Origin of the sequence: Streptomyces griseorubiginosus, assembly GCF_001514195.1 — a bacterium.
Classification (GTDB): Bacteria; Actinomycetota; Actinomycetes; order Streptomycetales; family Streptomycetaceae; genus Streptomyces; species Streptomyces griseorubiginosus.
The window spans coordinates 141,853-156,278 of the sequence record NZ_KQ948748.1 but is presented as its reverse complement, the minus strand read 5'-3'; the positions used below and the strand labels follow the sequence as shown (position 1 = coordinate 156,278).

1 pseudogene is annotated in these 14,426 nt (G+C 73.1%); it reads right to left on the bottom strand.

The features are described 5' to 3' along the window. Positions 1–14,426: pseudogene (locus AQJ54_RS40440) on the bottom strand (hypothetical protein); the annotation flags it as partial.

Sequence of the window (14,426 nt, the reverse complement as noted above, 5' to 3'; positions counted from 1 at the left end):
CGCGTCCTCCTGCCGCTCACGCGGGCGGAGCGGAGCGGTCGACGGTTGTGGGGCGGCCGTGTCCGATGCCTCCGGGACGGCCGTGTCCGACCGCTGCGGGACGGCCGCGTCCGACGGCTGCTGGTCCGCCTCGGTCGGCTCCCCTGCCGCCTCGGCGGCCTGCTCCGCTTCCGCCGCCTCGTCGATCGTCTCCAGGGCGGGCGGATGGGCTTCGGCCGGAAGGGACGGGAGGGTTTCGGTGGTGCGGAAGAGGAGGTCGACGACAAGCCAGCGGGTGCCGTCCGGGCCGTGCAACTCCAGGACCGCGACGCCGCGGGCGCGGTGGCCGGTCAGGCCGGAGCCGTCGGCGCCCTCTTTGGGGGTGCCGACCCGCATCAGTTCGCGGCGCTGGCTGGAGGTGTTGGATGCTTCGCCGAGGCCGCTGCTGCCGCCGACCAGCGGGACGGTGAGACTGCCATGGTTGGTCGCGGTGGTGTTCACTGGGGAGCCGGCGAAGGTCAGCGAGACGCTCAGGCCGCCGCCCGTCTGGGTGCCGAAGCCGTCCGCGGACAGTTCGATGCGGTCGATGGCGACGTTCTTGCTGGTGGTCTCCGGGCGCGGAGAGTACAGGGTGATCTTCGCCCAGGTGTTCTTCCCGCCAGAGCGCCGCAGGAACGGCGCGACCTGAGCGGGCGTCAGCAGGGTCAGCCGGTTGTCGGTGACGAGCTGAGTCAGACGCAGCAGCATGTCCTCACTCGACCGGGAGGTGCCCGCGCCGAGGACGGGTGTCAGCGAGGTGTCCACCTCCCGCAGCGCCCGGCCCACCAGGTCGAGGCCTTCGGCGCCGCCGAAGCTGAGGATGTGGATCGACCGGGACGGCCCCCATTGCGGTCCGTCGAGCAGCTGCCGGACCAGGGGCGGCACCTGGTCCGGGTCGATCTGCAGGACGTGCGAGTCCGGGGCCTGGCCCGGACGCAGCTTCGGGTCGAAGTCGTACAGGGTCGGCCGGACCCTTTGCACGCTCGGTCCGCCGTCACCCGTGCTCTGGTCGGTGCCCGGGGCCTCGTCCGCGTCGAACCGCAGGCTGACGGCCGCCGGTACGGAGCCGCCCGCCTGGCGGTGCGGGCTCGGGAGGTGGGCGAGAGCGGGCCCGAGCAGGTCCAGGATGCCGGTGGCGCGCCCGGTCCATGTCAGGCCGTTGCCGATGCCCGTAAGCCCGGTGTCGATCAGGCGCACCAGCAGGGCCTCGTCCAGCGGCCTGGATGTGACCGTCCACTCGTAGGCATACCGCACGCCGTTGAACTCGACGCTGTCGCCGGTGCGTTTCCAGCTGCGTACCTCGCGGGAGGAGGTCTGCGTCGTGGTGACGGAACGGGTGCGGGAGGCGCTCAGCACGGGGACGGCCTGGTTGCCGCGGACCTGGCCGGTCAGCTGGAAGGCCAGCGTGTCGCGGCGGCTCCTGCCGCTGCCCATACTGGTCGCGCCGGGCTTCCGCAACGCGGCGCCGTCGCCGCTGGAGCGGCCGAAGACGTTGTCGGTGCCCGAGGTGGGGTCCACCATCCGCCCGCGCAGGCCGCTCAGGTCAATACCGGGCGCGGGCCGGGCGGTGAAGGCGACTTCCACCAGCTGAGGGCCGAGCAGAGAGCCGTGGACGAAGTGGAAGGCGGTGACGCCCTCGGGGCCAGCGTTGGGCAGGGTGCGCAGACCCAGCGTGGTGGTGTGCTCGTTGATCCGGGTCAGCACCTGCTCCCGGTAGCCGGCGTGGCCCGGCTGGGTGGCGCCGGGTGCCTGCTTCTCCACGGCGGCGACGACGGCATCGTGGAACGCCTTCCTCCCCCCCTCCAGCTCGACCTCGGTGACCGCGCCACCCCCCATGGATCCACCGCCGTCCACATACCAGGGGGGCAGCATCCGGTCGAATGGCCGGCCCTGGGACAGCTCCGGGAAGTCACCGATGGTCAGCAGTTCGGAGTGGTTGCGCAGGTCGTTGTCGACGAGCAGGAACTCCACCGCGTCGGGCACCTCGACCACCCGGGTGCGGGCCAGGTTGGGCCCGGGACGCAGAGTGCCGGTGAAGACGTTGTTCAGGCCACGGCGCACGGTGACGACGTAGACCGCCTTCGCCGTGAACCGGTGCGCGCGTGTGGTGTCCTCGGTCGTGACCCGGAACGCGCCGGTGTTGTCGCTGACCGTCGAGCTCTCGGTGGTCGACCTGTCGTGCTGGCCGATGCCGGTCGGGTTGAACGACCGGCGAGTGGTGCCGTACCGGCCACCGAAGGTAGCGGTGAACCTGGGGCCATAGCTGACCGATTCGGTGACTCTGGCGGCGCCGGTGGACTGCAGCCAGCGTTCGCCGTCCATCTTCGGCAGCTGCGGCATGAGGTGGACGTCGGTGAGATATCCCTGCACCTCGATCGTCACGTCGGTTCCTGCCAGCGCGCCAGGCGTGCCGCCGCCCTCGACCACGTATGAGTCCCGGAAGATCCGCAGCGCGTTCGCCACCATGTGCTGCGGGGACAGCGCCGCCCGATGGGCCTGCTCCCCGCGCGACTCCGGCTGCGCAGCGGGCTCGCCCACGGCCACCTGCTTCACGAACCGCCAGGTCGCAGTGGCTCCTGACCACTCGGCCACCCAGCGCCCGGCGATCATGCCGGCCGTCAGGGCCACGTCCGTCCAGGAGAGGGTGACCTCGGGCTGCGCGGCGGGTGAGGTGGCGCCGGATGCCTCGTCCTGCGGGAAGGCGCCGGGCATCGTCTGGGTCGGGTCCTGCTCCCGATCCTTCTCCGGCCCTGGTTGCGGCTCCGACTCCTGTTCCGGCTCCGCCGCACGCTCGGGTCGTGCATCGGCGGATGACGGAAGCTCCGCCCGGTCCGGCCCGGCCTCGGCCTCCGGGTCGGGCTCCGCGGCAGGGTCCGCGCCGTGGGCGTCGTCCTCCGGGAAGGCGCCGGGCGCCTGAGGCATCGGCTCCCGCTCCGCCGCCTGTTCCAGCCTGGCCGCCTCGTCGCCCAGCTCGGCCAGCACGTTGTGGACGACCTTCTTCAGTGCCTTGCTGCCCTCGACCCGGTCGAGCAGCGCCGTCTCCGGCAGCCGCAGCACACCGTTGCGGTAGACGAGCCCGTCCCCTGGTCCGGCCAGTATGGCCGTGTCCTCCTCGGTGAGGTCGCGTACGGACGCTTCCTGCTGGTGCGGGTCGGCGACCGGCTCGGCCAGTGTCCTGTACGTCGGCACCGACAGCCGCACCGAGCCGTCGGCCGACGGCAGCTCATGGTCGTCACCATGGCTGAAGGAGATGTACATGCGATGGGTGGCCGGCACACGGAACACCTGGGTGCCGTTCTCGGTGGGGCTGAGCGTGTAGTACTCGTGGCCGGTGCCGGAAGCCGATCCCCGGGACCTCGTGCTCTGCCAGCGGTACCCGGGCTGAAAGGTGCCCTGGTTCAGCGGCTGGGTGGCCTCGCGACTTCCGAGCGGGTTGGTGACCGAGCCGGTGACGCCGCCGCTCACGGCCAACGGGGTGGTGTCGAACTGCTCGTCCCCGCTGATCGTCGAACCGGTGTAATTGAGGTTCTGCACGTCCGGCAGCACCCGGTCGTGCTCCACCCCGTCGTCGGCCCGGGGGCCGGTGTACCGGCGCTCCGTGGTGATCGTCACGGTGGCCCGCTGTCCGCCGGCCACTGTGGGGAGTTCGAACGTCGTGTCGTCGGCGCCGCCCGTCTCCGTGCCGCCGGCGCCGCCCTCGATCATCTCGTCCAGCGCGGAACGCAACGCCAACCGCTGCCGCATCCGGTCCAGCTTCTGCATGTTGAGCAGCCGGGCGACCTGCATCTCCTCCGTCATCGCGCGGTTCAGCACCTCGGACACGGCGGAATGCGGCGGCAGGAAACCGTTGTCCCGGAGCCACTCCTCGAGTCGGGCGAAGAGGGGCTCGGTGCCGCTGACCTCCAACGGCGTGGTGGACACGCCGAGCGAGCGCAGGTGGAGCAGGTGGGACGGCAGATACCGGCGTTCGGATTCACCCGGCGCGTGTCCGAGCGTCGCCAGTGACGGCACCTTCATGGTCAGCCCGTACCGCTGGTCGGAGTCGGCCAGCGGTGTGCCCTGCGCGGGGCCGGACTCCCGGCCGGCCGGCCGCACCAGGCTGACCGTCAACTTCGCCCGCGGGGCCACCTGGAAGAGCGGCTTGGCGGTGCGCAGCGAGTGCACGATCCGCGCGCTGCCGCCACCAGTCAGCGTGTGCACGAACTGGTGCTGGACCCCGCCCTGGAGGGTCAGGCTGCCGCCACGCCCCGCCACTCCCGTCTCCGGGTCCGCCTCACCGCCGAAGAAGAACGAGAACCCGAAGAACGGCACATTGAACTCGACGGCGTTGATCACCGACGAACTGCCCTGCATCCGCACCGAACGCAGGACGTAGGATTCCATCACCGCGTTCTGCGTGGTCTGCACGGTGCCGGCGGGACCGCCTTCGGCGTCTTCGAGGTCCAGCCCCAGCCTCAGGTAGCCGATCACCGTGCCCGAAGCGTCGTACAGCAGCGGCGAGGATACCGAACCGCCCCACGCCGACGGCACATTGGCCCGCAGGTTGCCCTCTTTGAAGAACTCCCCGAGCGCCTTCCGCGACTCCTCCGAGAGGTTCCCCAGCCTGTCCTGGAAGGAGGCCATGACGTCGGCGAACAGCTGATCGTGGTCGGGGATCGCGGTCAGGCCGTGCAGCGGGAACTCGTCCAGCAGCCGCCCCACCGGCGCGGGCACGGTCGCCGGGTCGGGATCGACCGCGGCCGGCTGCGGTTGGGCTGCCCACTCGGACAGGTCCTTGGGGAACCACACCGTCAACAGCTCCGGCGCGGACTCCTCCGCCGGCTGCCAGTTGTCGTAGGGCACACGGCCCGCCAGCAGTTCCTTCGTCGAGTCCCCCAGCCGGAACTCCCAGTGCATCGTGAACGCGTACGGCAAGCTGCGCTCACGGCTGCGCAGAATGGACTGGTACTGCACGACATGCCCCGTCCGCACCTGGTTGCGCGCCTGGTTGTAGACGATGCTCAGCCGCGGGCCAAGGGCGATCTGCCGCAGCTTGCCCCGGTCGACCTCGATGTCACCGGTGTATCCAGCCGCGCCCGGTCGCAGGCTGCCGTCCCCGGCGTCGTCGTCCGATTCACCGATGCCGAACGCCCAGCGCTGGACCGTCACCGGCGCACCGCCGTCGGGCATCAGCGACATCCCCGGATCCACCGCGCCCACCACAGTGGTCGCCAGCCGCAACGAGACCGGGTGCCACACCCCCCGGTACGCGACCTCCAGCGGCAGTCCCGACCGGGTGAACAACTGAGACCACTCGGCGGTCAGCAGCGCCTGTGTCAGTACCTGCTCCACGTCGGCGTGGAACTGCGCGTCCGGCTCGTTGTCCCCCTCCACGACACGGATGACTTGCTGCCGCAGCCACTCCACGACCGACTGCGGCACCGGTTCGATGAAGTCCATGCCCCGCGCACCGTCGTGGCGGGACCCGAACTCCCTGACCCCGTCGCTCAGTTCGGCGTATCCCTGCTGGGCCGCCACCAGGCCGTTGAAGTCCGCCAGCCCTTCCAGCGCCTCGTCCGTCAGGCCGGCCTGCCCAGTCAGCTGCGCGTGCTCACCGTCGGGCTGCTCGGGCGCAGCAGCGGATGGGACCTGCTGCTCCGGCTCCTCCTCCGCGATCGACTCCAGGGGCGTCCCCCCGGAGAGCGCCGGCCGCGGCGTGTTCCGGTGGGCGCGGCCGGAGGGCGCCGGCTGGGTCCGCATCTGCTCCGAAGCGGGCTGCTCCGAGACAGGCTGCTCCGAAGCGGACGGCCGCTCGGGCTCGGCGTCCGCCTGCGGTTCGGGGCCGGGCTGGGGCCGGGGCGGGATGGTGGTGGGCCAGTGAGCCGGTTTCTGGAGTTCGGCGAGGACGTCAGTGAGGGAGGTTCGGGAGCCGAGAAGGCCGGTGTCGATGGGCAGGCCGTCGCGGTAGGCGGTCCAGCCTGTGGTCGGGGCGGCGGTGAGGTGGAAGCGGTCGGCAGTACGCCGGACCAGGCCGGTGACACCGGCCGCGGGCCTCGGATCGCCGTGGGCGCCGAGAACGTCGACGGTGTGGGGGGCCAGCAGGCGGCTGAGTTCCTGGGCCAGCGCGGTGCCGCGCGGTCCGTGGACGACCAGGCGGCGCGGGGGTGCGGCGCCGTCGGCGGTGAGCCGGGCGGTGATCTGCTCGGCGAGTTCCGCGGTGGTGAACCTCTTGCCGCGGACGGTGTACGTGCCCTGGTCGTCGGGGGCGGCCAGGGCCAGCGCGCGGGCGCCCGCGGGCAGCGGCTCCAGGCCCAGGGCGTCGGCGTATGCGGTGTTGTCGTTGGGGAGGGTGTAGCCGGACGGGGTGGTCTTCCAGGCGGTGGCGACCGCGTCGGCGGGGGTGGCGTGCGACAGGTCGGAGCGGTTCTCGGCCGCGGCGGTGGCCGCCTGTCCTCGGGAAGTGGCCTGCTCCCGGGAGGCGTTGTGGGTCCGGGCGGCGCGGATGGCGGCGGCGTCGACCTCGCTGACGGCCACCCGCGCGGCCCAGAGTGTCGTCTCCGACTCGTCGATGGCCCCCCGGGCCGCCGCTTCCTTGACCCGAGCCACGCGGTCGGCGTCGATCAGCGCCTTGCGGGTGTCGGACGCCTGCTGTGCGGCCTCGGCGGCCTGCCGCGCGGCCCGGACCTGTTCCGTGGTGGGCGCGGGCGCCGTCCCCCCGGCCTCGGCGTTCGTCTGATCCGCCGCAGTTGCCTCGGCCGCCGTGGCCGCCTCCTCGGCGACGCGCTGCGCGCGGGCGGCAGCGTCGGCGGCCCGCGCCGCCTCGGCCTGGAGGTCGGCGAGGCTTCGCGGGTCGGCCTGCCGGGCCTCGGCGAGTGCGGCGGCGGTCGCGCGGGCGGCCGAGATGTCGGGCCGCACCCGCTCGTTGGTCCGCCGGTACTCGTTCGCGGCCTCCACGGCCGCGGCCCGGCGGGCCGCGCGCTGGGCCTCCAGCGCCAGATGCTCGTCACGGGCGGCGACGGCCTCGGCGTGCTGGGGGTCGGCCGGGTCGACCAGGACGTGTTCGAGGTGGGTGGGGCGCGCACCGTCGTAGTGGACGTAGGCCAGGTCGGCCGGCGTCCGGGTGGCCAGCGCCAGGTCGCGGGCGGCGCCGAAGAAGTCCTCGGCCGTGGCCGCGCCGTCCAGGTCGGCGACCAGGCGCAGCGGCTGCCCGTCCCATGGGTCCTTGCCGTCCGCGATCCTCTCCTGCCGCTGCCGGCCGGCCCGCTCGCGGACCTCGGCGAGCTGCGCGTCGCGGGCCGCCGACTCGTGCGCGAGTGCGACCGCGTTGGGGTGGACGACCTGGGAGGGGAAGCGTTCGGCGGCCTGCTCGGCCCAGCCCAGCGGCAGCAGTCCCTCGAAGTCGCGGTCCTGCTCGATCCGCAGGGCGTGGCCGCGCGGGCCGGACACGACGTAGGAGAAAGTGCCGCCGTAGGGGTGGGTCTGCGAGCGGAAGGTGCGGTTGTACTCGACGTAGTCACCGGTGGACGCCTCCACCGCGCTGCCGTGCCTGACTGCCGGCTGTCCCAGTTGCGGAATGCCCGCGCCATGCTCGTCACCGCCGCCCAGAGCCGCGTCCGCGGTCCAGGAAGTGACCGACTCGTGGCTGTGGGTGGGCTCGTCCGCCCGCTCGGTGAAGGTCAGGCCGCTGTACTCGGCCGGAGTGCCCTTGGGACGCACCACCCCGACGAGCACGCCCAGGCCGACCAACGGCTTGCCGGGTCCGTCGGTGACCACGGAGAACCGGTGCTCGAAGAGCTGCCGCGAGTTGTCGCGCACGTTGCGGTTCTTGAGCGTGGTCAGCATCTCCACGCCCCGGTCCGCGGTCGGCCGGAACGTAGCGGGCTGCGGCGCCACCGGGCCGTCCGGCCGGTCCAGGTATCCGGTGGTCGTCTCGTGCCCCAGGGTCGCCGCCGGCGCCCACTCGGCGACGTGTTCCAGCCCTGGGAACGTCAACGGCTGCAGGGTCGCGCCCAGCTCGTACTCCAGCGCCCCCGGCCTCACCGTCTCCTCGGGCACCGCACGGACCTTCAGTGCCGGCGCCGGCGACCCCGCGACGGCGGGCTTCGGCGGGCCCGGTTCGGTGAGGTTGCGCGGCACGACGGCCCGCATCGGCACCGGCGCCGGCTCCGGCGAATCGGCCTGCCGCTCGCCGTCCTCGGCCTCGCCGGGCGCCACCGGGCGGAGCGTCACCGCCGGCTCGCGCCGGGTGTCGGAGACCCGGATGTCGGGTACGCGGCGCAGTGGTTCGGGCAGTTCGGTGTCGTCGTGGATCTCGATGACGAAGTCGGTCAGGTCGGCGGCGAACTCCTCGCCCTCGCCCTCGGTTTCGGGCCCGCCTGCCTGGCGCGGCACGGGGTTGGTGCGGCGGATGTCGCGGGTGACCACCGCGGTCCCGTGCTCGGTGGTGCTCTCGCGCTCGTACTCGATCCCCACGTCGCCGGATCCGTAGTGGGCGAAGTCCGACGAGTACATGCCCTCCGCACGCACGCCGCCACTGGCGCTCCTGGAGGTGCTCGTGCTCGTCTCGTGCTGGGTCAGGGACTGCCCGCCCATGGTGACCACGCCGTTGTAGCGGGTGCGCACGTGCTGCAGGCCGCCCGAGCGGGCCCTGACCGTGACGGCGATCTTCCGGGTGCGGCCCGGCCGGCGGGGGAACTCGTACCGTTTGGTCAGTCCCACGCCGCGCAGATCGTCCGGGTGGGCCTTGAGCTCCTCGGTGTCGTAGGTGGCGGCCAGCGCGCGCCAGGTGTCGGAGGTGTCGTTGAGGTACCGCTCCGCCACCAGCCCGGACTCCAGCAGCCCCGCCCGGATCGCGCCCAGCACACCACTTCCCGGCGGGACGTGGACGGTCCGCCCGTCGGAGGTGGTGCCGTGGAAGCCGACCGTCCGGTCACCGACGTACGTGGCGTAGCCGGCCGCGAAGGCGGTGTCGTCCCGTACGACGTGCCGGGCCTGCTCCGCGCGCGGCGGCGGCTCGAGGTGGTCGGGCTCACCCGCGTGCCGCAGGTCCTCGTACAGCGTCGCGGACATCGACAGCTCCGCGGCGTTCTCCAGCAACAGATGCGCCTTGCGCTCGGTCAGCGCCGAGTTGCGGTCGCCGCCGGTGACCAGGTCGGCGCCCTGGGCCAGCAGCCCGGCGTCCACCGGCTGCCGCAGACTGGTGAACTCCAGCACCAGGTGCGCGCGGCCGATCCGCGCGCTGGACTGCTCGCCGCCGGGCTCGGTCAGCAGCGACACGTCGATGCTGCCCGCGGTGTCCGCGGTCTTCGTCCCCCGGCCCAGCGCGCCCCTGGCCTGCACGGTCAGGCCGACGCGGGGACCGATCGCCCGGCGCCGGGAGCGGGCGGCGCCCTCCGACGGCTCCTCGGACGCCGCGCCTCCCTCGGATCCCTCGCCTCCGCTGCCGCCCTCCGGCGGCCTGCCGAACCGGAACACCGGCCCGGCGGAGCCCACCACATCGCCCTTCCAGGTGTCCTTGCCGTCCTTGGTGACCTTCGTGTCGTACTCGCTGTAGCTCTCCACCGACGCCTGGGGCGCCCCGTACTCCGCGTCCTCGTCACCGGGCACCAGGTGCGCCCGCACCGTCAATGAGCTTTCCACGTGCGCCAGCAGCGGGTTCCAGTGGTGCTCCTTAGGCAGTGGAATCGGGACACCACGCGGGCCGAGCAGTTGCGGCAGGTTGGACCGCAGGAACCCCTCAGTGATCGTCTTTTCGACCTCCTCGACGTACTCCGGCTCGTCCCAGGGGTTCGCCTCGGTGACCGGCTCGCCGGCCGCGTGCGCCTTCACCAGCGCCGTGGCGCTCTTCACCGCTTCCGACAGGCCGGTGAACGTCGCGTGCAGGCCGTCGGTGCCGCTGACGTCGAAGTCCAGGGCACCGTTGTCGCCCCGGACGAGCTGGTCGAACTCGGCCTCGCTCATTGAGGAGGAGCGGCCCGCGGTGGCCGCGGTGTTCTTGAACGCCTCGACGAACCCGGGGCGTTGGGCGGTGTCCGCGTCCGGGCGGAAGGTCGGATGGACGATCGCCGGCACCCGTACGTCGTCGCCGGCGATGACCCGGCTCACCGTGCGGGTGGTGTGCCGGCCCGGACGTCGGGCGGTCGGCGACCGGCGCGTCTCGGTCACCGTGACCTGGTACCTGGCGGCATAGTCCGGCCGCGCCGCCTCGGCGTCTCCGCCCCGCAGCCGCCTGTAGCCCTTGGTGCCGTCGGCCATCGAGGTGTGGCGCTGCCGGGCGAAGTCCACGCCACCGCCGAACTCGCCGATGTCGATGCGGTGTTCGGTATGCCCGGCCTCCACGTGGGCGGTCACTCCGCCGTCCACGCCGACCTCCCACTCGCGCGTGACGTGCTGCGCGCTGGAACGGCCACCCTTGGACTGGTGGTCGATCGCCACGCCAGTCTCCTTGGCCACCTGCGCGTCACCGTCGCGGTCCAGCATCACCTGCCGCACCGACCAGTCGTACCGGCGGCCGCCCGCGGTGAACCGGCCGCGCAGCCCGGTGTCGAACCCACGGTCCCGCGCGCCCCGCAGCTTCGGCACGCTGGTGCTGATCTGCAGCCGCTTGTCCACCTGCGAGCGCTCGAACGCCGCCAGCTTCGTCCTGCGCTCGGCCGACTTCGGCCTACCGGTCCCGTTGTCCGTGACCTGCGGGGTGTCCCCGGCCACCCCGGCCGCGCGGTCCCTCCGCCGCAGCCCGTAGCGCGCGTCGATCATGCCGTAGACGATCGCCCGCACCTCGGCGTGCACCCGCTCCAGGCCGGGCAGTTCCTTCACCACCGCGCTGCCGAGGCCGATCCGCGCGGCCAGCTCTGGGGTCTCCCTCCGCGGGTCGGCCGGGAAGACCGCCCGCCGCACGTGCCCGGTGGCGGCGCTGCCGTGCGGCCACGCCACCGACCTGCTCAACGTGCCGTCCCCGCGCAGCGTGTACTCCTCGCCCATCCGCCGGGAGATGTCCACACCCTCGAGCCGCAGTCGCGTGACGGTCGGTGCCTCGCCGTCTTCGCCGGGAGTCGTGCGCACGACCCAGCGGGCGTTCAGACCGGGCGCGACCGTGCCGTACTCGTCGACGATCCGCACGCCCGGATCGGTGACCAGCATCCGCAGCAGGTCGTCGGTGGACAGTGTGGGCAACTGCGCGCCGTCGTTCTCCGCGGCCGCGGAGAACGCCCGCTTCCAGGCGAGCCGTTGTGCCGCGTCCGCGCTGCGCACCTGCGTCACGGCGTCCTTCAGCAGCGCGCCCGCGGGTCCATCCGGGTCGACCACCAGTTGCAGACCGGTACGCCCCGCCTGACGCAGCAGACCGGTCAGCGCCTCCGGCGACGGTTCGCCCGCCGCGCCCCAGTCGGCGACCGGCCCCGGCTGCCAGCCCCACACCACCCGGCCCGCCGGGTTCACCACGAAGCCCTCGGCCGGCAGCCCTGCGTGGTTGATCAGCTTCCACGGGCCACCGTGGATCTCGGTGACCGCGAGGCCGTCTGCCTGGCGCAGGCCGGCCAGGGCCCCGCGCACCAACGAGGTCTGCCCGGACTCCTTGTCCGTCACCACCGCCACCGGCCGAGGCCGCGCGCCCGGGGGCGCGGCCAGCCGTTTTACGTCGGAGACGGTCCTGACCGAGGGCGCCGCGGCGGCGGGAGCGGTCGGGCCGGCAGCCGTACGAGCCGGGTTGACGGTGACCGTCTCTCCGCCGCGGCCGGTCCAGCCGTGGCTCACGCCGTGTTTGTCGAGCACGTACGCGTACGCCAGGCCGGGCGGGAACAGGTCCTCCGCGGTGGCGTCGGCCCGGTCGATCCGTGCCTCGCCCTCCGCGTCCTGCGGGACCATCTCGATGCCGTCGGGACCTTCCTCCCCGGCAGGCGGCTGCGCGGTGGCCGGCTGCGGTGAACTCGGCTGTGAGGTGAACGTCAGTCGGCGTGGTCCTTCCCCGGTCGCCGGGTCGCCCAACTCGAAGACCCGCAGGCTGCGTTCGGCCTGGAGCCCGGCCAGCGCCGTGTGCTCGGCGCGGCTGAACGCGTACCCGTGCGGCACATGCACGACCACCGGGCCGCGGAGTGAGCCGGTCCACCGGACGAACGGCGCCAGGCCGTCAGCGGTGAACCCGTGGCCGTCGTGGTCGGCGAAGCCGCCTTCGGGGAACGCGGGCGTCATCCGGCCGGCCGCCCGCACCGCGCGCAGACCGCGGTAGGCCTTCGGCGACGTGGCCAGTACGGCCGACGCGAGCCCCCTGCCGCCCTGTGCCCGCCAGAACTTGTCCACCACCCCGCGGGCGGTCTGCCGGGTCAGCGGCGCCGGGCGCGGGTGGACCGTCTCGACCGGCGGCGGATCGCTCCTGACCGCGGCGAGGAACGCCTCCGCCTGCTGCTCCGGCACGAGGATCTCGCCCGTCAGGTCGGCGCTGAACGGGCGTGTCACCGACGGGACGTGCCCGGTCCACCGCTGCGACGTCGGCAGCGTCCATCGCGGGTCCGCCTCCAGCCAGCCCGACACCCGCACCACCGACACGAACCGGCGCTGCGGCCCGTTGTGGATGACCGCTGTCTTCGCCTGCCCCTGGACCGCCGACTCCGTCGCCCGCGACGAACGGAAACCGGCCGACAGATGCCCGTGGACGGCCACGCCGGGAACCAGCGTCATGTCCGCTCCGCCGCGGAGGCCGGTCCGCTGGCCGTGCCCGGTGGAGTTCTTCACCGTTACCGTCTCGGCGATGTCGTTGCGGATGCCGCCCTCGTTCGACGTGCCGTGGTCCTGCACCGACAGCACCTGGAGCCCGAGCTTCACGTATCCGGTGAAGCCCGGCGTCTGGATCGGGCTGGACGTCAGCGACCCGCTGAACACGTACTCGCCGCGGTCCCGCATCGACTTCTCGTCCACGATCTCGGCGGTGGCCACCTCCATCACCGCCGAGGCCCGCCCCGGCGCCACCGCCTCCGACTCCAGCAGGGCCTTGAGGAACGCGTCTTCCAGCGCCCGGGTGTCCAGCGCGCCCAGCGTCCGGTCGAAGCCCTCCACCGCCGCCGGGTTGCGGACCGCGACCGGCGCCTTCGGGTGTACCGGGTCCTGCGCGAACGCCTTGGGATGCCGTGCCTGGACCGTCTTCCCGTTCACCGGCCGACTCGCGGCGACCGTACGGCCGTCGCGAGTCCGCGCGGAGAACACGATCCGCAGACCGTGCGCCACGTCGACCCGTTGGGTGTTCGTCGGCCGGCTGCCCGCCTGGACCTCGTCCGCGACGCCGTGCGTGGTACGGCGCGAGGTGCTGGGGTTGATCTGCACCGAGGGCGCGACGGCGGACACCGCGCCCTGCGCCATGCGGAGCAGCCCTCCAGCTGTGAGCCCCACGCCGTTGTCCGACTCCCGCGACGCACTCTCCGCGAACGAGGTGTCCCCGTACTTCGACACACCGAACGACAGCACGGGATCCTTCTCCGGATCCGGCAGTTCGGCGGCGTCCGCCAGCTCGAACCGCACCCGCGCCACGGTCGTGCTGTCCCCCACGGTGATGCCGGACCGGAGATAACCGCCCCACTCGCGCTCGTCAGTGGACTCCAGAGCGAGCGTAACGCTGTGGACCAGGTCGTCCTTCAAAGCCTGGGACAGCCAGGTCTGCCCGAACGCCTTTACCGGCGCGCCCTGTTCCGGCCCGCTGACCGGGGCCCGCTCGAACGCGTCCACCGCCGCCCGCGCCTGGGCCACGGCGTCCGCCGGGCGGCCGACCCGCACCACCTCCAGGTCGCCCAGCGCGTGTACGTCGCCCTCACCCCGCGCGTACCACGGCACCGGCGACGGCTCCCCCGGCCCGCCGACCGGCTCGGGCTCCGCCCCGTCCGGCGCGGTGACGACCGGTTCTGGGGCCTGCGGCTGCGGGGAGAGGAGGGCCCGATAGGCGTCGAGGAGGGACTGCGGGTCGGCCAGGCCCCAGCGGCGCAGACCATCCATCGCCCGGTCGAGCCGTGCCTGTGTGAACGAGGCTGGGACGGGCGGGACTTGGTGGCCGCCGCTTGCCTCCTGGTGGGCGGTGTACGCGGCCAGGTAGTCGTCCCACGCACCGATCCGGGTGGTGGCGGTGCCCTCCGGCAGCTTGCCGACGTTCGGCGAGCCCTGTGCCAGCGCGTCGAGTTCCTTCGACCAGGCGTCCCGCTGGACCGTGTCGGACGCCACGGGGCGGCCGCCGTCCCGCGGCGGCCGGACGGTTGCGGGGGCTGCGGAGTCGGAGGAGTCCGTGGAGGCGTCGATGATCGAGGCCAGGCGGTACAGGTGGCGGTCCCGCAGCCCGCCCTGGGACAGGCCGCCCCCGGCCAACTGCTGCCCGCCGCCGGCCTCGGCCTCTTCCGCCTCCAGGGCCGCGTCCGCCGGATCGACCGGCCGGGTGAACTCGCCCATGAGGCTGCCGA